This is a genomic window from Paraburkholderia tropica (assembly GCF_914484835.1).
Classification (GTDB): domain Bacteria; phylum Pseudomonadota; class Gammaproteobacteria; order Burkholderiales; family Burkholderiaceae; genus Paraburkholderia; species Paraburkholderia tropica_A.
Genome location: NZ_CAJZAR010000078.1, coordinates 51,425 through 76,984 on the forward strand (window position 1 = coordinate 51,425; position 25,560 = coordinate 76,984).

Below are 25,560 nucleotides of genomic sequence, written 5' to 3' on the forward strand. Positions count from 1 at the left end.
TGCGAAACGCTGAGTATCGGGTCGGGGAGCAAGGCATTGCCCTAAGTCCCTATGGCGTCAGCCGCACGCTCGCATGACACTTCGGCATCGATTATCTGGACGACGACGCATGAACGCGGAGCCACTCTCGATCGTGATTATCGAGGACGACACGGGCCTGTGCCGCGCCATCGAGCGCCTGTTCCGCCACTCGGGATTCGTCACGCGTTCGTTTCAAAGCGCGGAGGAGGCGGGGGCATACGATTGCGCGCTGGCCGCGCGTTGCCTCATTGTCGACGTGCAGCTTCCGGGCACGTCGGGGCCTGCGTTTTATGAAGCGTTGCAGTCGCCGCGTCCGCCCGTCGTGTTCATCACGGCGTACGATGCGCCGGTCACGCGGCAGGCCGTGGCGAGGGCAGGCCAGCATGCGTTGCTGACCAAGCCATTTCTGGGCGCGGCGCTGCTGGATGCCGTCGGCGAGGCGACGCGCAGCCAGCCTTGAAGGTCGACGATTGACGGTGCCTGGATTTTCCATTAATCGGCCGCGACATCGCGCCGGGATGATCGGCACGCAGACGGGATTGGGAGCGACGCGTTGAGCGAGCGAGACGAACGGGATAAGCGACACAAGCGACACAAGCGAACCAGGTGGCTGGCGTGGTGCGCAATCGCGATCCTCGCATCGTCCATGATGGGGACCGCCTGCGCTGACGCATCGCCGATAGTGTCAGGTGGCGCGAAGCCGTCGCCGTCGTCCGTTGTGCGCGTCGCCATCGCGCCGGTCGCCCCCTTCGTGCTGCCGCAAACGAAGACGCCCGAAGGCTTCAGTATCGATATCTGGAACGAGATCGCGCGCCGCATTCGCCGCGATTTCACGTGGGTGCCGGTCGCCACGCAAGCCGACGTGCTCCCGATCGTCGAGCAAGGCAACGCGGATCTCGCGATATCCGCCATCACCATGACGCCCGAGCGCGAGCGCCAGGTCGATTTTTCGATTCCCTATTTCGATGCGGGCTTGCAGATCATGGTGCGCGCGCACAACGATAGTTCTTTCCTGAGCACGATCTGGTCGGTTCCGTGGCGGGCGATGGGGCAGTTCGCGGCGATCAGCGCGGCGATCGTTTTCGTGCTGGCCAATCTCGTTTGGCTGGTCGAGCGAAAACGCGATCGCAATTTCCAGAAGCCTTATTGGCGGGCGATTGGAGAGGGCCTCTGGATCACGATGCTGATTATCGCAACGGGGGAGCACGGCGAACGCGATGAGCCGGGCCTGTGGAAGCGTGTACTGGTGCCCGCCATGTGGTTGATTGGCGTGGTGCTGGTGGCGCAGTTCACGGCGACGGTGACGTCTTCGCAGACGGTGGCGCGCCTGCAATCGAACATACGGGGTCCTGACGATCTGCCGGGGAAATTGATCGGCTCGGTGCCGGGCACCGTCGCCGCCGACTATCTCACCGAGCGAGGGCTGCCGTTTGTCAGCATGAACACCGCCGATGATGGTTTCCGGCTGCTGATGCACGGCGACATCCAGGCCATCGTCTACGATGCGCCGACTTTGCAGTACTGGAGCGGGCGGCTCGGCAGCGGCACGCTCGCCGTGGTGGGGCCGGTGTTCCGGCCGGAGAAATATGGCATTGCCTTACCCAACGGCAGCCCGTTGCGCAAGGCGATCAACGAGGCGTTGCTGTCCATGTATGAAGACGGGACGTACGAACTGATTCAGAAGAAGTGGTTCGCGTCGGGGAGCTAGTCCGCTGGACGCCGTGCATGGCTCGCCCCAAATCTCTCTGAGCGCATCGTTAGCGCGATCATCCCAACACAGAGAGCCTACTGAAGCGTCTCCTGCAGATACTTGTGGACGAACGCAATCGCCATGCTGCCCTCGCCAACGGCCGACGCGACCCGCTTGATGGGGCTCAGCCGCACATCGCCGCAGGCAAATATGCCAGGCGTGCTCGTTTCGAGCAGATAAGGATCGCGCGTGTGCGACCAGCGTCCCGCCTTGACGACATCGTCGCCGGTCAAGACATAGCCGCGTGCGTTACGCGCGATGCCTTCCGGCAGCCAATCCGTTTCCGCATCCGCGCCGATGAAAACAAACAAGCCTCCGCAATCGTGCCGCGTGACGTTCGCGCTCGCTTTGTCGACGATGTCGATGGCGCCAAGATGGGTTTCGCCATACGCGCCCACCACTTCGGCCTGCAACCTGACCTCGACATTCGACTTTCTGGCGAGCTGTTCGACCAGATAGCGGGACATGCTGTTCTCCAGCGCGTCGCCGCGCACCACGAGCGTCACCTGCCGCGCGTGGCCGGAAAAGTAGAGCGCGGCTTGTCCGGCCGAGTTGCCGCCGCCGATCAGATACACGTCCAGGCCATGCGTCGCGCTGGCTTCATTGCGCGACGCGCCGTAATAAATGCCTCGGCCGATGAAGCGGTCGAAGCCTTCGATGGCCAGCCGCCGCCACGTGACGCCGGTCGCAAGAATGAGCGTGCGCGCGCCGACGACATCGCCGCCGTCGAGGTGCACTTGCCGCGATCCGACATCGATGCCTGCCACGGCGCGCGTCACCAGAATCTCCGCGCCGAGCCGCTTCGCCTGTAGCAGTGCGCGGTTGGCGAGTTCGTCGCCGGATACACCGTTTGGGAATCCCAGGTAGTTTTCGATGCGCGACGACGTGCCCGCCTGTCCGCCCGGCGCCTCGCGTTCGACCACGATCGTTCGCAAGCCTTCGGACGCACCATACACCGCCGCGGCGAGGCCCGCGGGTCCGCCGCCGATGATCACCGCGTCGTATTCGTCGATGAGCGGTTTCGTCTGAAGACCGAGTCGCTCGGCGAGTTCGCGTATCGCGGGCCGATTGAGGAGCGTGCCGTCGGCGAGGCGCAGCGCCGGGCATTCCTGTTCCGATGGGCAGTGTCCGGGCCAGCGCGTGCTCAGTTCGGACGCATCGGGCGCCATCCAGTCACAACTGATCTGATTGCGTTCGAGGAACTGGCGCAACTCCGTGCAGGCCGGGTCCCATCGCGCGCCGACCATGGTCACGCGCGGCTTGGGCGGTTCAGCGGAAAGGCCCTGCAACCCGCCGATGCGCTCGCGTGCGAGCGCGCCCATCTTCACCGCGACTTCCGGCGACGCCGCCGCAAGCGCGTAATAGTGCGACGCGTCCACGCGCATGACGCGCGACGGCTCGGCGGCTCGATAAGCGCCAGGAAACGGTGAACTCAGGGCGAGCGGCACCTCGCCAAAGATGGTTCCGGGCAAGCGCCATCCCAGCGTGCGCTCGACGCCGTCGAACAATTTGATGACTTCGATCTTGCCGCTGAGCACGGCATAGAGCGCGCGCTCGGCACCTTCATGGACCGCGAATTCGCCACTGCTAAGCTGCAGGTCGGCCGATGTGTGCGCGAGATGTTCGAGTTCGGTGTCGCCGAGCGTCGAGAAGAGGGGGATGGCGCGGAGGTCGTCAGTGGTCAGCATGATTCGTCATCCCTGGCAGGCAATGAATCACAGTGCGCGAAGTGATGTGCACGCGGAAGTTGCACGCTTGATGTGCATGCGCGAACGGTACAGATGAACTGCACGCCGACGCGCCGGGCGAGATCGCACCCAGCCGGAGTGCGCGATCGAAACCAGTATAGGTTAGGCGGCCGCGCCCGCCTAACCTGTTGCCGCTTGCGTCGCTCGCCTGCTTTATCCGCAGGTCCCAATTTCTCCGCACGCGGTGCAGAAGTCGCAGCCGTCACGGCGAATCACGGCATTCGCGCCGCACGATCCGCATTTGCGTCCGAGCATCGCGTGAGGCGCGGCGAGCGCGGCGTCGGCGGGCAGCGCATTGGGGCCGTCGAGCACCTGATCGCCCGCGCGTGCTGCACGGCCTTCATCCGCGAGAGGTGAAACGTTGCCGTGACGCGCTTCCGCGCGCCGCTGCGCGAGCAGACGCGAGGGCACTTGCCGTCCCTCCGCATCGAGAAAACCGCGCCGATGCAGGATCTGCTGGATCGCGTAGGCGATCGCCGCGACTTCCGAGTCGTGCCACAGCGGCGTGCGCTTGCCGTCGAGGCGCTGCGTCTCGCCGTAACGCACCTGGCCGCGATCCCACGAGACCTTGCGCAAGTCCTGCAGATTGCGCGCGACGAAGCCGCCGCGCGCCGCGAGCGACAGCGAGCGCATGGTCGCCGTGATCCATTGCTGCGACTCGTCGCGCTGCCCGACGGGAATGAAGAACTCGATAGGCCGCTCGATCGTCACCGGTTCGCTGCCCACCTGGCCCGTCACTTCGAGGAACGACACGGCCACGTAGAGCGAGACCTTGCCCGTCTGCGTGAGGTATTCGATCTTCTCGATCACGGCGGGCAATTCGCCCTTGGGCCGATGATCGATCGCCACGCGCAGCGGATCGAGCAGCGCGTCGCTTTGCGCGTCGTCGAGCGAGTCGGCGGCCGTGGGCGTGACCTGAAGCACCGCGCCGAGCGTCTCGTTCGGACGATAGGTCGCGAGCCCTTTGAGTCCGCGTCGCCACGCATCGAGATAGAGGTTTTCGAAGTCTTCGAACGGGTAATCGGCGGGCACGTTCACGGTTTTCGAAATCGATGTGTCCACGTAAGGCTGCACCGCCGCCATCATCTGCACGTGATCCTGCGCGCTCATTTGCAGCGCGCTCACGAAGTAGTCGGGCAGCGTGTTCGCATCGCCGACGTCTCCAACGAGTTCGCGATATACGCGCCACGCGTGGTCTTCGACCGCGAAGGTTTCGCTGCCGCCGTCGGCCATGCGGCGCGTGCGCTGATAGGTCCACGAAAACGCGGGCTCGATGCCGTTCGAGACGTTGTCGGCGAACGCGAGGCTCACCGTGCCGGTCGGTGCGATCGACAGCAGATGGCTGTTGCGGATGCCGTGCGCGCGGATCTCGTCTTGCAGCGCGTCGGACAGGCGCGACGCGAAGGTGCCGGGCGCGAGGTAGGTGCTCGCGTCGAACAACGGAAACGCGCCGCGCTCGCGCGCGAGTTCGACCGAGGCGGCGTAGGCGGCGTCGCGCATCGTGCGCCCGACGCGCGCGCCGAACGCACAGCCTTCCTCGCTGTTGTAGCGGATGCCGAGCATCACGAGCGTGTCGCCGAGTCCCGTGAAGCCCACGCCGATGCGCCGCTTGGCGGCGGCTTCGGCCTGCTGCTCGGGCAGCGGCCAGAGCGTGACGTCGAGCACGTCGTCGAGAAAACGCACCTGCGTGGCGGTGCGCGCGGCGAGCGCGTCCCAGTCGAAGTTGTGGTCGGCGGCGCTGGCGCTCGCGTGTTTCGCGCCGCGCAGCTGCGCGAACGGCGCCTTCACGAAGCGCGTGAGATCGAGCGGCCCGAGATTGCAGCAGCCATACGGCGGCAAGGGCTGCTCGCCGCACGGATTGGTCGCGCGGATCGTCTCCTGCGCGCGCAGGTTGTTGTCCTCGTTCATGCGCGAGATGAACACCACGCCGGGCTCGGCCACGTCGTAGGTCGAGCGCATGATGGTGTCCCAGAGATCGCGCGCGCGTTTCTCCGCGTAGATCCAGAGGCCGTCGTCGCGCTGCTTGAGGTCGCCTGCCGCGCGCAGCGCGGGCGAGGGCGCGGCGCGGTGCACGAGCTGCCAGACGTCGTCGTTTTCGACGGCGCGCATGAACGCATCGGTCACGGCCACCGAGACGTTGAAGTTGTTCCAGCGTCCCTTCGAATGCTTCGCCTCGATGAACTCGGGCAGGTCCGGGTGATCGCAGTCGAGCACGGCCATCTGCGCGCCGCGCCGCGAGCCGGCGCTCTCGACCGTGCGGCACGAGGCGTCGAACACGTCGATATAGCTGCACGGTCCCGATGCGCTCGATCCCGTCGATTTGACCAGCGCGCCGCGCGGACGGATCGCCGAAAAGTTGTAGCCCACGCCGCCGCCGCGCCGCATGGTTTCGGCGGCCTGCAACAACGCGACGTAGATGCCGGGACGGCCTTCGGCGTCGATGCCCTGAATGCTGTCGCCGACGGGCTGCACGAAGCAGTTGATGAGCGTCGATTCGATGGCCGTGCCCGCCGCGCTCATGATGCGGCCCGCGCCCAGCGCGCCGTTGCGCAGGTTGTCGACGAAGCGCGCCTCGATCTCGGCGCGCAGCGCGGGCGGCTCGGCCTGGGCGACGCCGCGCGCGACGCGGCGATAGATGTCGTCGGCGGTCTGCTCGTCGCCTTTGGCGTATTTTTCGAGCATCACGTCGAGCGAGAACGGCTGCGGAGCGGGGCGATCTGCGTGGGAGAGAGGGGGCGTGTTTTCTGCCATGACCGGGTCCTTTCGGGGCGTCGCGGCGTGCCGGGCGGCGCGGTGGTTGCACGAAGTTTGCGCGGAAGTCGCGCGGCGGCAGGCCGGTTCTGGCGATCCCGTCTGGACTGGCCGGGACCGGCGCCGCATCGCTTCATCGAGAACTGCACATGGCTTCCACCTTACCGCAGCGGCGGCGTGCGTGCGCAGCGTCAGCGCGCCGCGGATGGCGTTTGGCGAGGGCTCGGCGAGGGCGCGCGCGGTTACACTGGCTGACACTAAAAAGCCGCCACAACGAGGAGCAACGATGACGGAGACGACCGCGCCCAGCGTGATCTACCGCGACCATGTGCGCGCGGAATGGGTCGATTACAACGGCCATTTGCGCGACGCGTTCTACATGCTGATCTACAGCTTCGCGACCGATGCGCTGCTCGACGCGATCGGGCTCGACGCTGCGCAGCGCGAGGCGCGCGGGCGTTCGATGTACACGCTGGAAGCGCATCTGAACTACGTGCGCGAGATCAAGGAGGGCACGCCGGTGCGCGTGGAGGTCTCGGTGCTGGAGCACGACGCCAAGCGCGTGCGGGTGTATCTGGAGATGTTCGCGCAGGAGGCGCTGGTGTCGGCGAGCGAGCAGGTGTTGCTGCACGTCGATCGCGCGGGTCCGCGCGCGGCGCCCTTCGATGCCGACGTGCTCGCGCGCGTGGCTGCGCTGCGCGGCGAGTCGGTGGGGCGGGTGGCGCGTTACGCCGGGCGGTCCATCTCGCTCGCGCCGGGGGCGGCCGCGGTCTCGTCCTGAGATGCGGCGCCGCAGCACGCGGCGGGGCGAGGCGGGTTTGGCCTCAGAGCGGGCTTGTGCGGCCGGAACGCGGTGTTGGCGAATGGCGCGCGTGACGCCTGGCCGATTCGTCGATCACTGCACGATTGCTACGCAATCGATCAGCGATTGTTACGAGAAAGTCTGCTAATCGCTTTTTGCCGCCTGGGCCGGCCGGGATGCGCTCGCGCCGTTTCCGGCGGCTTGCGGTCCGCTCAGGCCGCTTCGCTGAACGGCACGTTGGCCACGAGGTCGCCGAATACTTCCGCGGCGATCATCACCGAGGCGTTCAGCGGAGCCGGTCGTTCAGCCGGCTTGTACACCGCGTCGCCACGGCGGATCTTGCGGCGCGACACGGCGCAGGTTCCCGAAGTATGCGCCGAACGGCGTCGCCAGCGCTGCTCGCCATAGTGGCAGCGGCCGGGTTCGACCCAGCGGATGACGAGCGCTGAATCCGTCTGCTCGAGGATTTCAATGCGTTCACCGTTGGCACCGTCAAGCGCGAGACACGCCTTCTTTTTCATTGTCGGCTCCGTGAGTGGGATGCCGCGAATGTAGTCCTCTGCGACGCCAAGTGCCATTGTGTCGGCGTTGAAACACCATTCCAAAATCGGCAACAATTGCCCTGCGACACCATGCAGATAACGAAGGAATGGGGGTTTGCGGGCGATCAAAGTCTGACATCTCGAATTTGTGCAACGCAGTGTTGTGCGTGGCGCGACATCGAAATGGTCTGGCGAGGCGGGGTTGGAACGCCGGGGCGGCGTATGAATCTGATCGAATGCGGCGCTGAATGGCCGTGCAGATTTCGTCTTTCGGTCTGTCGCCCTTATGCTGGCGGCTTGTTGCGGCGCGCTTTTATGCGCGTCTTTATGCGCGTCTTTGTGCGTTCTGTTTAGATTTTTTGCCGCTCGCGGCGCCGGTATGGCCAGCAAGGCCGACCGAGCCGTCCTGTCGAATTGCCCCGAGGTTACATGATTCATCGCCCGCCTGCTCCGAACTCCGCAAACGAGCAAAAAATCCAGCGCGCCGCGTCGGCCGCCCTGTACGCCGCGCTCGTTTTGGTCGCGCTCTGGGTCGTGCGCGAATTCGTGCCCGCCGTCGCGTGGGCGGGCGTCGTCGCCATCGTGCTGTGGCCGGCCTATCAGGCCGTCGAGCGTCACCGTCTGTTCAAGGGCCGCACGACCTCGCTCGCCACCGTGCTGACGCTGGCCGTCGCGCTGCTGGTCGTCCTGCCGATCACCATCACGGCGATCCAGGCGGGCGGCGAGGCGCACGATCTCTACCTGTGGGTGCACGCCGCCCAGGAAAACGGCGTGCCGGTGCCCGACGTCGTCGCGCGTCTGCCGTTCGGCAGCCATCAGGTCAGCGACTGGTGGCAGGCGAATCTGGCGCAGCCGCTCAAGACCTCGCCCGCGATGAAGAACCTGCACGGCGACACCATCGTCTCGTTCGGACGCCACTTCGGCGCGCGCGCCGTGCATGCCTCCGTGACGTTCGGCTTCATGCTCGTCACGCTGTTCGTGATTTTTCAGGCGGGCCCGCGCCTGTCGGGCACGGTGATGCGCGGCGCGCGCCGCGCGTTCGGCGCGGACGGTGCGCAACTGCTCCAGCGCATGGCCGCCGCCGTGCGCGCGACGGTCACGGGGCTCGTGGTGGTCGGGCTTGGCGAGGGCGTGCTGCTGGGCATCGGCTATCTGTTCGGCGGCGTGCCGCATGCGGCGCTGCTCGGCACCGTGACGGCGGTCGCGGCCATGCTGCCGTTCTGCGCGCCCGTGGTGTTCTGCCTCGCGGCGCTCTGGCTCGTGGTGCAGGGCTCGGTGGTCGCGGCAGTGTCGCTGGCGGTCTGGGGCTTCGTGGTGGTGTTCGTCGCCGAGCATTTCGTGCGGCCCGTGCTGATCGGCAATTCCACGCGCCTGCCGTTTCTGCTCGTGCTGTTCGGCATACTCGGCGGCGCGACGACGTTCGGGCTGATCGGCATCTTCATCGGCCCGGCGCTGATGACCGTGCTGATGGTGCTGTGGGCGAACTGGGCGGAATGAGGTCGGGAGGCGCGTGGATGCCAGATTCACGCGCTGGATTCGCGGATCGCGCCGCGGGCGTCCTCAGTGCACGCAGGCGAGCGCGTATTTGAGCGCGGCGGGCAGCAGCTGCCGCCAGACCGGCCAGACGTGGCCGCCGTCGACGATGCGTAGCGCCGCCGGATTGCCCGCCTCGCGCAAACGCGTGTAGAGCAGCGACGATTCGGCCTGGATCACGAGGTCGTCGTCGCCCGAGGCGATGAAGAAGGGCACGCGCCACGGCCGTCCGAAATAGCCGTTCCACAGCGCCGGATAGTTGAGCGTGCGCCAGATGTGCGCATCGAACTGGTGCTCGCCGAACACGCCCACGCGCCGCGCCGACGAGGACGGCGGCGGCTCGCCCGAATAGACCGCGGGCGAGAGCAGCAGCGCGCCGCAGAACATGTCGGGATGTTCGAGCGTGTAGCGCAGCGCGCCGAATCCGCCCATCGAGACGCCGCCGATCGCGCGGCCGCCGCGCTCGTCCGCGACCGCGAAATGCGCCTCGATCTCGGGCATCAGGTCGTTGAAGAACGCCGTCTCCATCTTTTCCTTGCGATCGACATACCAGTCGGTGCCGCCTTGCGGCATCACGATCACGACGGGCGGAATCTCGTGGCGCGCGATCAGCGTGTCGGCGGCGGTTTGCAGGTCGCCCTGGGTGATCCAGTCCATCGCGTCGCCGTTGTTGCCGTGCAGGAGATAGAGCACCGGATAGCGCGCGGCGTCGGCGTGATAGCCGCTCGGCAGATAGACCACGTAAGGCCAGTCGCGATTGAGCGCCGCCGCGTGGAAGGTGCGCGCCGCGATCGTGCTGGCCGCCGCGAGGCTCGGCCTGGCGGCGAGCGCCACGAAGGTGAACGCCGATGCCAGCGCGACCAAACCCGCCGTGGCCGCCGCGCGCGCGAGGGCGTGCCGGAAGCTGCGCACGCTGTTTTGCGAATGGCTTCGTTTTGCGTGAGGTGTGGTGCTTCGAGTCGCGGCAAGGCGCGGATCGGACGGCGAATTGGACGGCGAATCGAGCGGCGAGCCGGACGGCGCGGGGCAAAGGGAGCTGCGCATGGCGGAAAGCGGGTGTCGAGGGCACGCCGTCGGCGCGGGGTCATCATGCTAGCAGCGCCGCGCGCGGCCAGGAAGCGGACGATTTTGCGGACGACTGAGTGGGCGATTTTTGCGTGAAGTTTGGGGCTCAGGCGCACGCGGTCTCGCCGCGCGCGCCCAAGCCTTCGCGCGCGTCAGGCCGACGCCTTCGCGCGCGAGGGCAGCAGCCGTTTGAGCGGATCGGCGGCGCGCACGACCACGAACAGCGCGGTGAGCGCGACGGCGTCGGCGGTCAGGCCGAGCGGCACGTCGAGATAGCCGTCGGTGTACCAGTAGAGCACCGAGTCGACGGTCAGCGAGATCACCGCGCCCGCCACGAACGACAGCATGCCCTTGCGGCCGACGAGGCCCACCCACGGCAGCCAGGTCGCGAGACGCTTCGCCCAGCCGAGCCGGATCAGGTGCGCGACGAGCCACGCGATGCCGAAGAAGTTCAGCGCGCGGAACCACGCGAGATTGCGCTTGAAGTCGCCGTCGAGCGGCGTGTTGCCGAGTTGCAGCCGATAGATGGCCGCCGCCGCGACCACGGCGAGCGCGAACATCGTCACGAGCGTGCCGAGCTTCGGCCGCGCGGTCACGTTCTGGAACACCGGCTGCGCCTGCGCGATCACGCCGGCCATGAACATCAGCTGCCAGCCGAACGGGTTGAAGTCCCAGTGCACGTCCTCAACGTGCGGCAGATACGGCGCGAAATGCGGCGCGACGCCCCACAGCGCGAGGCTGATCGCCGCGAGCAGCCAGGGCCGCGTGCGCGCGAGCGGCAGCGCGAGCGGCGCGGCCAGCGCGAAGCACGCGTACATCGGCAGCACGCCCGCGAGATAGGGCTGGCGGCGCAGCAGCACGATGTCGCGCAGCGCGGCGCCGGGCGCGAGCATGAGATCGTCGAGATCGGTGGTCGCGAGGTTGGGGGCGTCGACGTTCAGGGCGGTCAGGATGGCCGTGACGAGCAGCATCAGCAGCGCCGTGACCACGAACGCGCGATAGATCTCGAAGGCGCGCTTGACGAAGCGCTGGCGCGCGGCGGCCTCGGTGCGGCGCGCGCAGAGCGCGGCCCACGCGGTGGCCGTGGCGTAGCCGCCGAGGAAGACGAACACTTCGGCGGCGTCGCAGAGCGCGTAGGCGTGCAGCGTTACGCGCGAAATGATGCTGCCGCCGATGTGATCGACGACGATGATGAGCAGAACGAGTCCGCGAAAGAAGTCGAGTTCGACGAGACGATTGGAAGACTGTGACATGGATCCGGCGCCAGCCGGAGACGTCGCGCGGGTGGGCCGGACCGGCCGGACGGCGCGCACGGCCGGGCTGGCGCATGCAAAAAATGGGTGCTGCGTATCAGGCTTTGCGGCTCTGCGAACAGGGCATAGGGCGCGGCGCAAGCTGCGGCAATCTGCCATTGCGCCGATTCAAAACCGGCGGCCAGTGGCGAAATCCCGGGAGCGCTGCGCGCCGGCCGGCAAACGCCGGTCCGCAAACGCTGGTCCGTAAAACTGGGCAGTTTCGCGATGGCGCAGGCCGGGGGGCGCGGCGATTCGCGAGTCCCAGGAAAAGACCTGATGGACGTCTCAGGGTTCCCGTGACAGGCGTGTCGACGCGCAATGGAGGCAATACTACCTTAATTTTCAAAGGGCTTTCGGCGTGCAAGCCAGTTCAAGTTCTCGTTTTTGCTGCCGATATGTCGAAGAGATTACACCGTGAACTGGCGCTATTTGTGCGCCCCAATTGTCTGCGCAAATGGCCCTGAAGGCCGTCTGACGGGCATGGGCGGCGAGATGGCCGTCGATTCCAGGCGCAACGGCGGCAGCGTTGGCCGGGCCTGGCTGGGGGAGTTGTATCAGAGGTATCAGAGTGTTGTCGCGCGACTGATATATGTGAAACGCGCTTTACAATGCCGGGTGCTTCGAGCTGGACGCTATTTTGCCGCAGTGCGGGTTTTGTGCGACGGTTATAGCGTTTTGCTTGAAGAAGCGCGTAATTTGAATGCAGAAGGGAGCGGGCTGGGCGCGAGCGTCCGGGGCTGGCCAGGAGAGGCGGGAGCGCGCAACGACGCAGCAAACCGCACGATGCCACCCGGGCGACGCGAGCCGCCGCGCAGCACAAGGAGCTAAAAAACATGTTCGAGGATCGTACCGGTCAGTGGACCCACGGTCTGTCGCGTTTGCGTGCCGGCATCGCCGGCGTCGGTCTGGCCGTCTTGCTGGCCGCCTGCGCGAACGTCGATCAGCAGCAGACACCGCCGGAGTCGCAGCCGCAGCCCGACCCGTCGGCTTCGGCCGCGCCTGCGTCCGACGCGGCGGCCAGCGCGGCGCAAGCCGCCGCCAGCGCGCCGGTCACACGCGTCGTCACGAAGACCACCTACGTGCGCGTGCGTCGTGGCGACACGCTGCAGCGCATCGCGTCGAACCACAGCGTCTCGGTCAGGGACCTGTCGGCGTGGAACCGCCTGAAGCCGAATAGCCGCCTGCGCGCGGGCCAGTCGCTGAAGATCGTCGCGAAGCAGACGATCACGGTGCAGGCCGCCGCGCCGGGCAAGGCCGCGCCCGCGAACACCGCGCAAAGCCGCGCCGTGGCCGCCGAGGTGGCGCGTCATGCGAACAGCGTGACGCTGGTCTGGCCCGCGCAGGGCCGCGTGATCGAGCCGTTCGCGCCGGGCACGACGCGCGGCATCGAGATCGCCGGGAAGGCGGGCGATCCGGTGCTCGCCGCCGCCGACGGCAAGGTGATGTACGCGGGCACCGGCCTCAACGAGTACGGCAGCCTCATCATCGTCCAGCACAACAAGGACTTTCTGACGGCGTATTCGCATAACCGCCGCCTGCTGGTGAAGACCGGCGACACGGTGCATCAGGGCCAGCAGATCGCTGAAATGGGCAACGAGAACAACGACCGCGTGGCGGTGCTGTTCGAGGTGCGCCGCGACGGCAAGCCGGTCGATCCGATGCCGTATCTGCCGACGCAGAAGAGTTGAGATCGCACCGCGCGCTGTGCGGGTCTCGCTGGAAAACGAAAAAGCCGCCCTGACGCGATGTAGCGTCAGGGCGGTTTTTTTCGTCATGGCGGACAGTGCGCCCGCCGGTGACCGTTCGCCGGCGATCGTTGCCAGGCGCGCGGCTTAAAACGCGTCGCCGGGCACCCGCACCCAGCCTTCCATCAGCACGCGTGCGCTGCGGCTCATGATGGCCTTCGTGACGCTCCATTCGCCGTCCTGCTGGCTGGCTTCGGCGCCGACGCGCAGCGTGCCCGACGGATGGCCGAAGCGCACCGCGCTGCGCTCGCCGCCGCCCGCCGCGAGATTCACGAGCGTGCCCGGAATGGCCGCCGCGGTGCCGATGGCCACGGCCGCCGTTCCCATCATGGCGTGATGCAGCTTGCCCATCGACATCGCGCGCACCAGCAGATCGACATCGCCGTTTTCGACGCGCTTGCCGCTCGACGCCGTGTACGCCGCAGGCTTCGCAACGAAGGCGATCTTCGGCGTGTGCTGGCGCGTGGCGATCTCGTCGAGATGCTTGATGAGGCCCATGCGCAATGCGCCGTGCGCGCGGATGGTCTCGAACTTCTTCAGCGCCTCGGCGTCGCTGTTGATCGCGTCCTGCAATTCCGTGCCCGTGTAGCCGATGGCTTCGGCGTTCACGAAGATGGTGGGAATGCCCGCGTTGATCATGGTGGCCTTGAGCGTGCCGACGCCGGGCACTTCGAGGTCGTCGACGAGATGGCCGGTGGGGAACATCGCGCCGCCCGCGCCTTCTTCCTCGGCGGCGGGATCGAGGAATTCGAGCTGCACTTCGGCGGCGGGGAAGGTCACGCCGTCGAGTTCGAAGTCACCGGTTTCCTGCACCTGGCCGTTCGTGATGGGCACGTGCGCGACGATGGTCTTGCCGATGTTGGCTTGCCAGATGCGCACGACCGCGACGCCGTTGTCGGGCACGCGCGCGGGGTCGACGAGACCGCCGCTGATCGCGAACGGACCGACGGCCGCCGAGAGGTTGCCGCAGTTGCCGCTCCAGTCGACGAAGGCTTTGTCGATGGCGACCTGGCCGAACAGATAGTCGACGTCGTGACCGGGGCGCTCACTCTTCGCGACGATCACGGTCTTGCTCGTGCTGGAGGTGGCGCCGCCCATGCCGTCGATCTGTTTGCCGTAGGGGTCGGGACTGCCGATCACGCGCATCAGCAGCTTGTCGCGCGCGACGCCCGGCTGCTGTGCGGCGGCGGGCAGGTCTTGCAGGCGGAAGAACACGCCTTTGCTGGTGCCCCCGCGCAGGTAGGTGGCGGGAATCTTGATCTGGGGTTGATGGCTCATAAAAATCCCGTGTCAACATTGTGCTCCCCTCTCCCAGGGGAGAGGGGCAGGGGGAGTGGGGGGAGTGGAGGGAGTGGAGGGAGTGGAGGGAGTGGGGGGGAGTGGCGAAAGTGGCGACAGCGCACGCCGTTCACGAACTGTCATCAATATCACCTCCAACACGGCCTCCGTGTTCCGCAATATTTCATCGTTCCAGAACCGCAGCACGGTATAGCCACGGCTACGCAACGAGGCGTCGCGCACAGCATCGTCGACGCTGCCGTTGTGCTGTCCGCCATCCGCTTCGATGGCGACACGCGCACCGCAATGCGCGAAATCCACGATATAGCGGCCGATGGGGTGCTGGCGGCGGAATTTCTCACCGCACAGGCGATGCGCGCGAAGATGACGCCAGAGCAGTTGCTCTGCTTCGGTCATGTTTTTGCGCAGATGTCTGGCGCGTTCGATTATCGTTGCGTGCCGCATTTCCCCCACTCCTCACTCCCCAACCCCTCTCCCGCAGGGAGAGGGGCTCCGTTTGCTTCAGGCGCGCGATGATTCCAGGAAGTCTTGCGCAAAGCGCTGCAGCACGCCGCCCGCTTCGTAAATCGAGACTTCCTCCGCCGTATCCAGGCGGCACGTCACCGGCACTTCCACTCGCTCGCCGTTCTTCCGGTTGATCACCAGCGTCAGGTCGGCGCGCGGCGTGCGCTCGCCGCGCACGTCGAACGTCTCCGTGCCGTCGATGCCCAGCGTCGTGCGGTTCGTGCCCGCCTTGAACTCCAGCGGGACCACGCCCATGCCGATCAGGTTCGTGCGGTGAATCCGCTCGAAGCCCTCCGCCACGATCACTTCCACGCCCGCGAGTCGCACGCCCTTGGCCGCCCAGTCGCGCGACGATCCCTGGCCGTAGTCCGCGCCGGCGATGATGATCAGCGGCTGCTTGCGATCCATGTAAGTTTCGATCGCTTCCCACATGCGCACGACCTGGCCTTCCGGTTCGATGCGCGCGAGCGAGCCCTTCTTCACCGCGCCATCGACCACGGCCATTTCGTTGACGAGCGTCGGGTTCGCGAAGGTCGCGCGCTGCGCCGTCAGGTGGTCGCCTCGATGCGTGGCGTACGAGTTGAAATCCTCTTCGGGCAGGCCCATTTTCGCGAGGTATTCGCCCGCCGCGCTATCCAGCAGAATCGCGTTCGATGGCGACAGGTGGTCGGTCGTGATGTTGTCGCCGAGCACCGCGAGCGGACGCAGGCCGCGCAGCGTGCGCTCGCCCGCGAGCGCGCCTTCCCAGTACGGCGGACGGCGGATATACGTGCTTTGCGCGCGCCAGTCGTAAAGCGGGTCGGTGGTTTCGCCGCTGGCCGCCGTGACCGCGAACATCGGTTCGTACACCTTGCGGAACTGCTCGGGCTTCACGCTCTGCGCCACGATCGCGTCGATTTCCTCGTCGCTCGGCCACAGGTCTTTCAGATACACCGGCTGACCGTTCTGATCCGTGCCGAGCGCGTCTTTCTCGATGTCGAAGCGGATCGTGCCCGCAATCGCATACGCGACCACGAGCGGCGGCGACGCCAGAAACGCCTGCTTCGCGTACGGGTGGATGCGGCCGTCGAAATTGCGGTTGCCCGACAGCACGGCGGTCGCGTACAGGTCGCGGTCGACGATTTCCTGCTGGATCTTCGGATCGAGCGCGCCCGACATGCCGTTACACGTGGTGCACGCGAACGCGACGATGCCAAAGCCCAGCTTCTCCAGATCCGGCAGCAGCTTCGCTTCTTCCAGATACAGCTCCACGGCCTTCGATCCCGGCGCGAGCGAACTCTTCACCCACGGCTTGCGCGTGAGGCCGCGTGCGTTCGCATTGCGCGCGAGCAGCGCGGCGGCGATCACGTTGCGCGGATTGCTGGTGTTCGTGCAGCTCGTGATGGCCGCGATGATCACCGCGCCGTCGGGCATCTGGCCCGGCGTTTCTTCCCACTGGCCCGCGATGCCGCGCGCCGCGAGATCGGACGTGGGCAGGCGCTTGTGCGGATTCGATGGACCGGCCATATTGCGCACCACGCTCGACAGATCGAACGTGAGCGTGCGCTCGTACTGCGCGTGCGCGAGCGAATCGGCCCACAGGCCGACGGTTTTCGCATACGTTTCGACCAGCTTCACCTGTGCTTCCTCGCGGCCCGTGAGGCGCAGGTAGGCGAGCGTCTGATCGTCGATGAAGAACATCGCGGCCGTGGCGCCATATTCGGGCGCCATGTTCGAGATGGTCGCGCGGTCGCCGAGCGTGAGGCTCGACGCGCCTGCGCCGCGAAACTCCAGATACGCGCCCACGACCTTTTCCTTGCGCAGGAATTCGGTCAGCGCGAGCACGATGTCGGTGGCCGTGATGCCGGGCTGGCGCTTGCCCGTGAGTTCCACGCCGACGATGTCGGGCAGGCGCATCCACGAGGCGCGGCCGAGCATGACGTTTTCGGCTTCGAGGCCGCCCACGCCGATGGCGATCACGCCGAGCGCGTCCACGTGCGGCGTGTGGCTGTCGGTGCCCACGCAGGTGTCCGGGTAGGCCACGCCGTCGTGCACGCCGATCACCGGCGACATTTTCTCCAGATTGATCTGGTGCATGATGCCGTTGCCGGGCGGGATCACGTCGACGTTCTTGAAGGCCTTCTTCGTCCAGTTGATGAAGTCGAAGCGGTCTTCGTTACGGCGGTCCTCGATCGCGCGGTTCTTCTCGAAGGCCTGCGGGTCGAAGCCGCCGCATTCCACGGCGAGCGAGTGGTCGACGATCAGCTGAACCGGCACGACCGGATTCACCTTGGCGGGGTCGCCGCCTTGATCGGCGATGGCGTCGCGCAGGCCCGCGAGGTCGACGAGCGCGGTCTGGCCCAGAATGTCGTGGCAGACGACGCGCGCGGGATACCACGGGAAGTCGAGGTCGCGCTTGCGCTCGACGAGCTGCGCGAGCGAGGCGTTCAGGGTGGCCGGGTCGCAGCGGCGCACGAGATTTTCGGCGAGCACGCGCGAGGTGTACGGCAGCGTGTTCCAGGCGCCGGGCTGGATGGCCTCGACGGCTTGGCGCGCGTCGAAGTAATCGAGCCGGGTGCCGGGCAGGGCTTTGCGATGGGCGGTATTCACGGCTTGGGGACCAATGGTTGGAATAGGGTTGCAGCGGCGCGCGGTGCGATGAAACCGCAGGCGCGGGGCGTTCGTGACGACTTCACTCTACGCGCACGCGCCGCCGTCTTGCAGTCGTCCGCACGGACTATGCCGTTCGGACGACTGGTGAGCACGAAGCGCGGCTCAGCGCTTGCCGATCGGCACGAACTTCAGGTTTTCCGGGCCCGTGTAGTTGGCGCTCGGACGGATGATCTTGTTGTCGACGCGCTGCTCGATGATGTGCGCGCTCCAGCCGGCGGTACGCGCGATCACGAACAGCGGCGTGAACATCGCGGTCGGCACGCCCATCATGTGATACGAAACGGCGCTGAACCAATCGAGGTTCGGGAACATCTTCTTGACGTCCCACATCGTCGATTCGAGGCGTTCGGCGATATCGAACAGCTTCAGATTCGACTGCTCTTTCGAGAGCTTCTTCGCGACTTCCTTGATCACCTTGTTGCGCGGGTCCGAGATCGTATAGACCGGATGGCCGAAGCCGATCACGACTTCCTTCTTCTCGACGCGCGCGCGAATGTCGGCTTCCGCCTGATCGGGGTCTTCATAGCGCGACTGGATCTCGAAGGCGACTTCGTTCGCGCCGCCGTGCTTCGGACCGCGCAGCGCGCCGATCGCGCCCGTGATGGCCGAGTAGATGTCCGCGCCCGTGCCCGCGATCACGCGGCCCGTGAAGGTCGAGGCGTTGAACTCGTGTTCGGCGTAGAGGTTGAGCGAAACGTGCATCGCGTCGACCCACGACTTCGACGGCTCCACGCCGTGCAGCAGATGCAGGAAATGGCCGCCGATCGAGTCGTCGTCGGTTTCCACTTCGATGCGCTTGCCGTTGTGCGAATAGTGATACCAGTACAGCAGCATCGAGCCGAGCGAGGCCATCAGGCGGTCGGCGATATCGCGCGCGCCCGGCAGGTTGTGATCGTCCTTCTCGGGCAGCACCGTGCCGAGCACCGACACGCCCGTGCGCATCACATCCATCGGATGCGCGGAGGCGGGCACCCATTCGAGCGCCGCCTTCACGTTCGCGGGCAGGCCGCGCAGCGCCTTGAGCTTCGTCTTGTACGCGGTCAGTTCGGCCGTGTTCGGCAGCTTGCCGTGCACCAGCAGATACGCGACTTCCTCGAACTCGCACGCGGTGGCGAGATCGAGAATGTCGTAGCCGCGATAGTGCAGGTCATTGCCGGTGCGGCCGACCGTGCACAGCGCCGTGTTGCCCGCCGCGACGCCCGACAGCGCGACCGACTTCTTGGGCTTGAAACCGCCTGCGGCCTGCGTGGTGTTGTCCGTTTCGCTCATGATGTCTTCCTCTTGAATGTCTCGAATGATCTGGGTTTCGATGCGGCCGCTTACTTCTTCGCGGCGAACAGCGCGTCGAGCTTGTCTTCGTAAGCGTGATAGCCGAGGTACTTGTAGAGGTCCTCGCGCGTCTGCATGGTCGACACGGCGGCTTTTTGCGTGCCGTCGCGCTTGACCGTCTCGTAGAAGTTCAGCGCCGCCGCGTTCATTGCACGATACGCGCCGCAGCAGTAGAGCGCGATGTCCACGTTCGCGCTATTGAGTTCGTCGGTCGTGAAAAACGGCGTCGAGCCGAACTCGGTCAAATTCGCGAGGATCGGCACCTTCACGGCCGCGCGGAAGCGGCGGTAGTCGTCGAGCGTCTTCATCGCTTCCGGGAAGATCATGTCCGCGCCCGCTTCCACGTAGGCGATCGCGCGTTCGATGGCGGCGTCGATGCCTTCCACGGCGGCTGCGTCGGTGCGCGCCATGATGACGAACTGGTCGTCGGTGCGCGCGTCCACGGCGGCCTTCACGCGGTCGACCATTTCGTCGGCCGAGACGACTTCCTTGCCCGGACGATGGCCGCAGCGCTTCTGGCCCACCTGGTCTTCGAGGTGCACGGCCGCGACGCCCGCCTTGATGAAGGACTTGATCGTGCGCGCGATGTTGAAGGCGCCGCCCCAGCCCGTGTCGATGTCCACCATCAGCGGAATGTCGACCGCGTCGGTGATGCGGCGCGCGTCGATCAGCACATCGTCCATCGTGCTGATGCCGAGGTCGGGCACGCCCAGCGAGTTCGCGGCCACGCCGCCGCCGGAAAGATAGACGGCCTTGAAGCCGGTTTGCTCGGCGAGCTTCGCCGCGTAGGCGGTGATCGCGCCGACGACTTGCAGCGGGTGTTCGTTGGCCACGGCCGCGCGGAATTTCGCGCCGGCGCTCGAAGGGGTTTTGCTGTTCATGTGTTGAGTCTCCGAAGGAACGGGGGCTACTACTGCACAGACCGTGCCAGCGCGAAGCGGCGCCGCTAACGCGTTGATTTTGCGCTGGATCGCGGCGCATGTCGCTCACGCCCCGATTTCGCAAGTGAAATGTCGATTTCAAATTTGAAATCGAAGCGCAATAATGAACGGAACCGCGTGAAACGACCCGCCGTGACATCATGAACCGCTTCCCCACGCCATCCGAATTCCGCCCGCGCGTCTGGGCGATGGGCATCAGCCGCCTGCGCGACCTGTTCCGCGACATCGCGCGCGAATACGACGACCGCGCCGACCTGCGCGTGGTGCCGCGCGGCTTCGAGGAAGCCGCCGCCGAGATTGCCGCCGCCGGCCCGAGCCAGCGTCCCGACGTAGTGGTCGCGGCGGGCTCGAACGGCACGTATCTCAAGACGCGCGTCGATCTGCCCGTCGTGCTCGTGCAGCCCACCGGTTTCGACGTGATGCAGGCGCTCGCCCGCGCGCGCCGCGAAGCCGATCTGGTCGCGCTCGTCACTTACGGCGAGACGCCCAGCGAGGTGCGGCGCTTCGCGAGCGCCTATGGCATCGACGTGGTGTTCGCCTCGTACCGCACCGTGCAGGACGCCGAGGCCTGCGTGCTCGATCTGCGCGACCGCGGCGTGGGCGCGGTGGTCGGGCCGGGTCTCGTCAACGATCTCGCGGCGAGGCTCGGGCTCGTGCCGTTCTTCGTCTATTCGCGCTCGTCCGTGCATGCGGCGTTCGATAACGCGCTCGAAGTCGTGCAGGCCACGTGGCGCGAGACGCAGCGGCGTCAGCGGCTCGACAGCGTGTTGCAGCATCTGCGCGACGGCGTGGTTGCGCTCGACGCGCGCGGCCGCGTGGAGGCGATCAACCAGCGCCTCGCGGGCGTGCTCGGCATCGATCCTGCGACGGCGGCGGGCCAGCCGCTCGCCGCGCTCGCGCCCGACATCGCCTTCACGCTGCCCGACGCCGACGGCGAATCGCTCGAAACCGTGCGCGGCGTGAGTTATGTCGTGCATCGCGGGCCGCTCGTCGACAACGGCGTGACCACGGGCGCAGTGCTCACGTTTCAGGAGTCGCGCGCGGTGGAGCGGCTCGACCGCACGCTGCGTTCGCGGCAGCGCACGCAGCAGTTCGTGGCGCGCTGGCGCATCGCCGATCTGAGCGGCGCGACGCCCGGCATCGCGCGCGTGCGGCAACTGGCGCAGCGATACGCGAAATCGGATGCGACCGTGCTGATTCGCGGCGAGAGCGGCACCGGCAAGGAGATGGTCGCGCAGGGCTTGCATCGCGAAAGCGCGCGGCGCGATTTCCCGTTCGTCGCGATCAATTGCGGCGCGTTTCCCGAGGCGCTGCTGGAGAGCGAGCTGTTCGGTTACGAGGAGGGCGCGTTCACGGGCGCGCGGCGCGGCGGCAAGGTCGGGCTGATCGAAGCGGCGCATCGCGGCACGCTGTTTCTCGACGAGATCGGCGAGATGCCCTTGCCCTTGCAGAGCCGGTTGCTGCGCGTGCTGCAGGAGCGCGAAGTGGTGCGGCTGGGCGCGACGGAACCGACGCGCGTCGACGTGCGCGTGGTGGCGGCCACGCATCGCGCGCTCACCGAGCAGATCGAGAGCGGCGAGTTTCGCGCGGACCTGTTTTATCGGCTGAACATTCTGAATCTGGCGATTCCGCCGCTGCGCGAGCGGCGCGCCGATATCGAGCCGCTGGCCGCCGAATTGCTGCTGCAATCGGCGCGGCGCGAACCGCGCGTCGCGCTGAGAATTCGCACGCAGGACGATGCGGCGCGCGCGCTCGCGCCGATCGGCGGCGCGCTCGAACGTCATGCGTGGCCCGGCAACGTGCGCGAGTTGCAGAACGTGGTCGAGCGGATCGTGGTGGAACTCGCGGATTCCGATGTGGACGTGCTGACGCCCGAAGTGCTGCGCGCGATCGCGCCGGAGGTGTTCGTTGCGCCGCGCGAGGCGTCGCGTGAAGTGCTGCAAGAGACGCCGCCAGAACCCGGCGATGTACCGACGACACTGCGCGAACGCACCCTGAACGCGCAGGCCGAAGAAATACGCGCGGCGCTCGACGCCTGCGGGGGCGACCGCGAGCGCGTGTGCGAACTGCTAGGCATCAGCAAGACCACGCTGTGGCGGCGCTTGCGGGCCGCGAAGTAGATGCTCAAGCAGGCCGCGCGCGGCGCGGCCTCAGTCTCAGTTCTTGATGCCGTTGAGCAGTTGGGCGACCGCGCCGTGCAGATGCAGCACTTCAGGGCTCTTTTGCAGCAGCGCCTGATAGCGCTCGAAGAACTCCTTCGACTCCTCGCCCGAGAACAACGCGGACACGCCTTCCACCGCGCCCAGGCGGTCTTCGGGCTTGGCGTCCTTGGCGTCGAGCGTTTCGTCGACATTGGCGATCACCGTCGAGAGCGGCATCAGCCAGCGATACCCCGTGCCGTTGATCAGCGCCTGCAGGAAGGCCGCGGGCGTGGTCGCGCCAAACTCGCGTTCGTACTCGGCGCGCTCGTGGTCGAGGATCGCCTTGTGCAGCGTGAGCAGGGGCTTGCGGATCTCGTTGAGAAATTGAATCGCGCGGGCTTCGTCCATCGTGGCGGCTCCTTCGAAAGTGGGCGACGCGGCGCGCAGGCGCCGTCGCAATCTTGAATCTGTCGATGGTAGCGCAAGGGCCGCGCGCGCGTCGCTACCATGCGGCGTGCATGCGTGCCGATGGCGGTTGTCACGCGTCTGCGGCTCTCTTGTCAGCACGTATTTAAAGTCGGCGCTACACTCCGCCCATCCTCGACTGGCCCTTTGGCGTGCTGTCCGTGCGCCGTCCGCGCGATTTGCACGGCATGCGGAACAACGCGCGCGTAAGGCCTTCGATTGATCGACAAGAACTGACAAATCCCCACACCGGAGAGCCGCCCCATGACGACGTTGACCATCAACGGCGAGACCCACACGATCGACGCGCCGCCCGACATGCCGCTGCTTTGGGTGTTGCGCGATATCGTCGGCCTGACCGGCACGAAATTCGGCTGCGGCATCGCGCAATGCGGCGCCTGCACCGTGCATCTCGACGGCGTCGCAGTGCGCTCGTGCGTGCTGCCCGTCGCGGCGCTCGAAGGCCGCAAGATCACCACGATCGAAGCCGTCGGCGCGACGCCCTCGGGCCAGAAGGTGCAGAAGGCCTGGCGCCAGATCGACGTGGTGCAGTGCGGCTACTGTCAATCCGGGCAGGTGATGTCGGCGGCGGCGCTGCTCGCGGAAAATCCGAACCCGAGCGACGCCGACATCGATGCCGCCATGACCGGCAACATCTGCCGCTGCGGCACCTATAGCCGCATCCGTGCGGCGATCAAGCAAGCCGCGAAGGAGGCCTGAGATGTCACAAGGTCTTCTCGACGCGCAAAACGGCGCGGCGCGCGCGCACGCCGGTCAATCGCCGGTTTCCCGCCGCGCGTTTCTCAAGCTCGGCGCGGCGGCGGGCGGCGGCCTGCTGCTCGGCTTCAGCTTTTCGGCGGGTGCGCAGGGCGATAGCGCCGCGCGCCGCTCGGTAGTCGGCGGCGATGGCAACGAGACGCCGCAAGCGGGCGTGTTCGAGCCGAACGCCTTCATCCAGATCGACCGCGGGGGCAAGGTCACGCTGATCATCCCGAAGGTCGAGATGGGGCAAGGCGTGTACACGTCGATCCCGATGCTGATCGCCGAGGAACTCGAAGTGCCGCTCGACAGCGTGACGCTCGATCACGCGCCGCCCGACGCGAAGCGCTTCACCGATCCGCTGCTCGGCGGCCAGCTCACGGGCGGCTCGACCTCGATCCGCTACGCGTGGGAGCCGATGCGCCAGGCGGGCGCGACCGCGCGCGCCGCGCTGATCGCGGCGGCGGCGCAGCAATGGCAGGTCGATCCGGCCAGTTGCCACGCGAAAAGCGGCCAGGTGCTGCACGACGCGAGCGGGCGTCGCGCGTCCTATGGCGAACTCGTGGACGCCGCCGCGAAGCTGCCCGCGCCGCAGAACGTGGCGCTCAAGAGCCCGAAGGAATTCACGCTGATCGGCAAGCCGACGAAACGCCTCGACTCGCCCGAGAAAGTGGACGGTTCGGCGCTGTTCGGCCTCGACGTGCGGCTGCCCGGCATGGTCTACGCCGCCATCGTCAATTGCCCGGTGTTCGGCGGCACGCTCGTACGCGTCGACGACACGCATGCGCGCAAGATTCCGGGCGTCACGCAGATCGTCAAGATCGACAACGGCGTGGCCGTGATCGGCGCGCACACGTGGGCCGCGAAGCGCGGCGCGGCGGCGCTTGTGATCGAATGGAACGAAGGCGCGGCGGCGAATCTGTCGATGCAGCAGATCGTCGGCGAACTCGCGAATGCGGCGCAGCAGCAGCCCGGCGCGGTCGCGCGCAAGGACGGCGACGTGCAGCAGGCGTTCGGCGGCGCGAAGACGCGCGTCGACGCCGTGTACGAGCAGCCGTTCCTCGCGCACGCCACGATGGAGCCGATCAACTGCACCGTGCACGTCCGCGCCGACGCCTGCGAGATCTGGGTCGGCACCCAGGTGCCCACGCGCGCGGTCGATGCGGGCGTGGCCGTCACCGGTCTCAAGCCCGAGCAGATCGTGCTGCACAACCATCTGCTCGGCGGCGGTTTCGGTCGCCGTCTGGAAGTCGATGCGATCACCCAGGCGCTCAAGGTCGGCAAGCAGGTCAACACGCCGGTCAAGGTGTTCTGGACGCGCGAGGAGGACATTCAGCACGACATGTACCGGCCGTATTACTACGACCGCATCTCGGCGGGGCTCGACGCGAACGGCAAGCCGGCGGCGTGGCAGCACCGCATCGTCGGCTCGTCGATCATGGCGCGCTTCGCGCCGCCCGCGTTCAAGAACGGCATCGATCCCGACGCCGTGGAAGTGGCCGTCGATCTGCCTTACGACCTGCCGAACCAGCTGATCGACTACGTGCGCCAGGAGCCGCATACGGTGCCGACCGCGTTCTGGCGCGGCGTCGGCCCGACGCGCGGCACCTTCGTGGTGGAGAGTTTCGTCGACGAATGCGCGGCGGCCGCGAAGACCGATCCGGTCACTTACCGGCGCAATCTGCTCGGCAAGTCGCCGCGCGCGCTGGGCGTGCTCGACGTCGCCACGCGCGCCGCCAACTGGGGGCCGCCGATGCCGAAGGGGCAAGGGCGCGGCGTCTCGGTGATGCACGCGTTCGGCAGCTTCTTCGCGATGGTCGCCGACGTGACCGTGACGAACGGCGAGGTGCGCGTGAACCGCGTGGTCGCGGCCGTCGATTGCGGCATGGTCGTGAACCCGACCACGATCGAGGCGCAGGTGCAGGGCGGCATCGTGTTCGGCATCACGGCGGCGCTGTATGGCGAGATCACGATCGAGCGCGGGCGCGTCACGCAGACCAATTTCACCGATTACCGGATGCTGCGTATCGACGAATCGCCCGTGATCGAGGTGCATATCGTGCCGAGCACGGAAGCGCCGGGCGGGATCGGTGAACCGGGCACGGCGGCGCTCGCGCCCGCGGTCACGAACGCGATCTACGCGGCGACCGGCACGCGGCTGCGCAAGCTGCCGGTGGGCCGTCAGCTCATGAACACGAAAACGGCTTAAGGAGGCGAT

The 25,560-nt window shown here is 66.8% G+C and carries 19 protein-coding genes; 8 read left to right on the forward strand and 11 right to left on the reverse strand.

Annotated features, from left to right (window positions below):
• Window positions 1-109: 109 nt before the first annotated feature.
• Window positions 110-481, forward strand: coding sequence for a response regulator transcription factor (locus tag LDO54_RS29290; RefSeq protein ID WP_224014600.1), 372 nt, complete (start codon window positions 110-112; stop codon window positions 479-481).
• Window positions 482-574: 93 nt separating this feature from the next.
• Complete coding sequence (locus tag LDO54_RS29295) at window positions 575-1,729, forward strand: transporter substrate-binding domain-containing protein (RefSeq protein WP_224014602.1); 1,155 nt, start codon at window positions 575-577, stop codon at window positions 1,727-1,729.
• A 77-nt stretch (window positions 1,730-1,806) separates the two neighbouring features.
• On the opposite strand, the gene LDO54_RS29300 is transcribed toward LDO54_RS29295, so the two are convergent.
• Together LDO54_RS29300 and LDO54_RS29305 are read right to left on the reverse strand one after the other, a co-directional pair.
• Window positions 1,807-3,459 (reverse strand): FAD-dependent oxidoreductase, encoded by a 1,653-nt coding sequence (locus tag LDO54_RS29300; protein ID WP_224014604.1) that lies wholly within the window; start codon window positions 3,457-3,459, stop codon window positions 1,807-1,809.
• A gap of 213 nt (window positions 3,460-3,672) precedes the next feature.
• Window positions 3,673-6,270 (reverse strand): adenosylcobalamin-dependent ribonucleoside-diphosphate reductase, encoded by a 2,598-nt coding sequence (locus LDO54_RS29305; RefSeq protein WP_224014605.1) that lies wholly within the window; start codon window positions 6,268-6,270, stop codon window positions 3,673-3,675.
• 286 nt (window positions 6,271-6,556) lie between these two features.
• Between LDO54_RS29305 and LDO54_RS29310 the strand changes: the two genes are divergently transcribed.
• Window positions 6,557-7,051, forward strand: a complete 495-nt coding sequence (locus LDO54_RS29310; RefSeq protein ID WP_224014607.1) for a thioesterase family protein — start codon at window positions 6,557-6,559, stop codon at window positions 7,049-7,051.
• A 233-nt stretch (window positions 7,052-7,284) separates the two neighbouring features.
• Here LDO54_RS29310 and LDO54_RS29315 read toward each other — a convergent pair whose 3' ends face one another.
• On the reverse strand, window positions 7,285-7,593 hold the full coding sequence (locus LDO54_RS29315) for a DUF3331 domain-containing protein (protein ID WP_205997904.1): 309 nt from the start codon (window positions 7,591-7,593) through the stop codon (window positions 7,285-7,287).
• A 450-nt stretch (window positions 7,594-8,043) separates the two neighbouring features.
• On the opposite strand from LDO54_RS29315, the gene LDO54_RS29320 reads away from it, so the two are divergent.
• Window positions 8,044-9,111 carry an AI-2E family transporter gene (locus tag LDO54_RS29320; protein WP_224014609.1) on the forward strand — a complete coding sequence of 356 codons (1,068 nt, stop codon included), beginning with the start codon at window positions 8,044-8,046 and terminating at the stop codon, window positions 9,109-9,111.
• Window positions 9,112-9,174: 63 nt separating this feature from the next.
• On the opposite strand, the gene LDO54_RS29325 is transcribed toward LDO54_RS29320, so the two are convergent.
• Entirely contained in the window at window positions 9,175-9,981 is an 807-nt protein-coding gene (locus LDO54_RS29325) for an alpha/beta hydrolase (protein ID WP_436975712.1), read from the reverse strand.
• 383 nt (window positions 9,982-10,364) lie between these two features.
• Window positions 10,365-11,465: an OpgC domain-containing protein gene (locus tag LDO54_RS29330; protein WP_224014611.1), complete on the reverse strand. Its 1,101-nt coding sequence runs from the start codon at window positions 11,463-11,465 to the stop codon at window positions 10,365-10,367.
• 875 nt (window positions 11,466-12,340) lie between these two features.
• Here LDO54_RS29330 and LDO54_RS29335 point away from each other — a divergent pair.
• The gene (locus LDO54_RS29335) at window positions 12,341-13,195 is read left to right on the forward strand and encodes a peptidoglycan DD-metalloendopeptidase family protein (RefSeq protein WP_224014613.1); all 855 of its coding nucleotides are present in this window, start codon (window positions 12,341-12,343) and stop codon (window positions 13,193-13,195) included.
• 144 nt (window positions 13,196-13,339) lie between these two features.
• On the opposite strand, the gene prpF is transcribed toward LDO54_RS29335, so the two are convergent.
• The 5 genes from prpF to prpB form a co-directional block, all read right to left on the reverse strand.
• On the reverse strand, window positions 13,340-14,530 hold the full coding sequence (prpF, locus tag LDO54_RS29340) for a 2-methylaconitate cis-trans isomerase PrpF (protein WP_224014614.1): 1,191 nt from the start codon (window positions 14,528-14,530) through the stop codon (window positions 13,340-13,342).
• A gap of 12 nt (window positions 14,531-14,542) precedes the next feature.
• Complete coding sequence (locus tag LDO54_RS29345; RefSeq protein WP_224014616.1) at window positions 14,543-14,995, reverse strand: endonuclease domain-containing protein; 453 nt, start codon at window positions 14,993-14,995, stop codon at window positions 14,543-14,545.
• Between the two features lie 57 nt (window positions 14,996-15,052).
• Window positions 15,053-17,644 carry a Fe/S-dependent 2-methylisocitrate dehydratase AcnD gene (acnD, locus tag LDO54_RS29350; protein ID WP_224014618.1) on the reverse strand — a complete coding sequence of 864 codons (2,592 nt, stop codon included), beginning with the start codon at window positions 17,642-17,644 and terminating at the stop codon, window positions 15,053-15,055.
• A 165-nt stretch (window positions 17,645-17,809) separates the two neighbouring features.
• Window positions 17,810-18,976, reverse strand: a complete 1,167-nt coding sequence (gene prpC / locus LDO54_RS29355) for a bifunctional 2-methylcitrate synthase/citrate synthase (RefSeq protein WP_224014620.1) — start codon at window positions 18,974-18,976, stop codon at window positions 17,810-17,812.
• A gap of 50 nt (window positions 18,977-19,026) precedes the next feature.
• The gene (gene prpB / locus LDO54_RS29360; RefSeq protein WP_224014622.1) at window positions 19,027-19,917 is read right to left on the reverse strand and encodes a methylisocitrate lyase; all 891 of its coding nucleotides are present in this window, start codon (window positions 19,915-19,917) and stop codon (window positions 19,027-19,029) included.
• 200 nt (window positions 19,918-20,117) lie between these two features.
• On the opposite strand from prpB, the gene prpR reads away from it, so the two are divergent.
• Complete coding sequence (gene prpR, locus LDO54_RS29365) at window positions 20,118-22,097, forward strand: propionate catabolism operon regulatory protein PrpR (RefSeq protein WP_224014624.1); 1,980 nt, start codon at window positions 20,118-20,120, stop codon at window positions 22,095-22,097.
• A gap of 36 nt (window positions 22,098-22,133) precedes the next feature.
• On the opposite strand, the gene LDO54_RS29370 is transcribed toward prpR, so the two are convergent.
• A complete protein-coding gene (locus LDO54_RS29370) occupies window positions 22,134-22,526 on the reverse strand; it encodes a hypothetical protein (RefSeq protein ID WP_224014626.1) in 393 nt (130 codons plus the stop codon).
• Window positions 22,527-22,847: 321 nt separating this feature from the next.
• Between LDO54_RS29370 and LDO54_RS29375 the strand changes: the two genes are divergently transcribed.
• Window positions 22,848-23,303, forward strand: a complete 456-nt coding sequence (locus tag LDO54_RS29375; RefSeq protein WP_224014628.1) for a (2Fe-2S)-binding protein — start codon at window positions 22,848-22,850, stop codon at window positions 23,301-23,303.
• Between the two features lies 1 nt (window position 23,304).
• Window positions 23,305-25,551: a xanthine dehydrogenase family protein molybdopterin-binding subunit gene (locus LDO54_RS29380; protein ID WP_224014630.1), complete on the forward strand. Its 2,247-nt coding sequence runs from the start codon at window positions 23,305-23,307 to the stop codon at window positions 25,549-25,551.
• The last annotated feature ends 9 nt before the right edge of the window (window positions 25,552-25,560 follow it).

Excerpts from the sequence above, each read along its gene's own strand:
- LDO54_RS29375 (WP_224014628.1), top strand. The coding sequence starts at position 22,848 with ATGACGACGTTGACCATCAACGGCGAGACCCACACGATCGACGCGCCG.
- prpR (WP_224014624.1), top strand. The coding sequence starts at position 20,118 with ATGAACCGCTTCCCCACGCCATCCGAATTCCGCCCGCGCGTCTGGGCG.
- LDO54_RS29330 (WP_224014611.1), bottom strand. The coding sequence starts at position 11,465 with ATGTCACAGTCTTCCAATCGTCTCGTCGAACTCGACTTCTTTCGCGGA.
- LDO54_RS29335 (WP_224014613.1), top strand. The coding sequence starts at position 12,341 with ATGTTCGAGGATCGTACCGGTCAGTGGACCCACGGTCTGTCGCGTTTG.
- prpF (WP_224014614.1), bottom strand. The coding sequence starts at position 14,530 with ATGAGCCATCAACCCCAGATCAAGATTCCCGCCACCTACCTGCGCGGG.
- LDO54_RS29345 (WP_224014616.1), bottom strand. The coding sequence starts at position 14,995 with ATGCGGCACGCAACGATAATCGAACGCGCCAGACATCTGCGCAAAAAC.
- LDO54_RS29310 (WP_224014607.1), top strand. The coding sequence starts at position 6,557 with ATGACGGAGACGACCGCGCCCAGCGTGATCTACCGCGACCATGTGCGC.
- LDO54_RS29305 (WP_224014605.1), bottom strand. The coding sequence starts at position 6,270 with ATGGCAGAAAACACGCCCCCTCTCTCCCACGCAGATCGCCCCGCTCCG.
- prpC (WP_224014620.1), bottom strand. The coding sequence starts at position 18,976 with ATGAGCGAAACGGACAACACCACGCAGGCCGCAGGCGGTTTCAAGCCC.
- LDO54_RS29320 (WP_224014609.1), top strand. The coding sequence starts at position 8,044 with ATGATTCATCGCCCGCCTGCTCCGAACTCCGCAAACGAGCAAAAAATC.
- prpB (WP_224014622.1), bottom strand. The coding sequence starts at position 19,917 with ATGAACAGCAAAACCCCTTCGAGCGCCGGCGCGAAATTCCGCGCGGCC.
- LDO54_RS29370 (WP_224014626.1), bottom strand. The coding sequence starts at position 22,526 with ATGGACGAAGCCCGCGCGATTCAATTTCTCAACGAGATCCGCAAGCCC.
- LDO54_RS29315 (WP_205997904.1), bottom strand. The coding sequence starts at position 7,593 with ATGAAAAAGAAGGCGTGTCTCGCGCTTGACGGTGCCAACGGTGAACGC.
- LDO54_RS29380 (WP_224014630.1), top strand. The coding sequence starts at position 23,305 with ATGTCACAAGGTCTTCTCGACGCGCAAAACGGCGCGGCGCGCGCGCAC.
- LDO54_RS29300 (WP_224014604.1), bottom strand. The coding sequence starts at position 3,459 with ATGCTGACCACTGACGACCTCCGCGCCATCCCCCTCTTCTCGACGCTC.
- LDO54_RS29290 (WP_224014600.1), top strand. The coding sequence starts at position 110 with ATGAACGCGGAGCCACTCTCGATCGTGATTATCGAGGACGACACGGGC.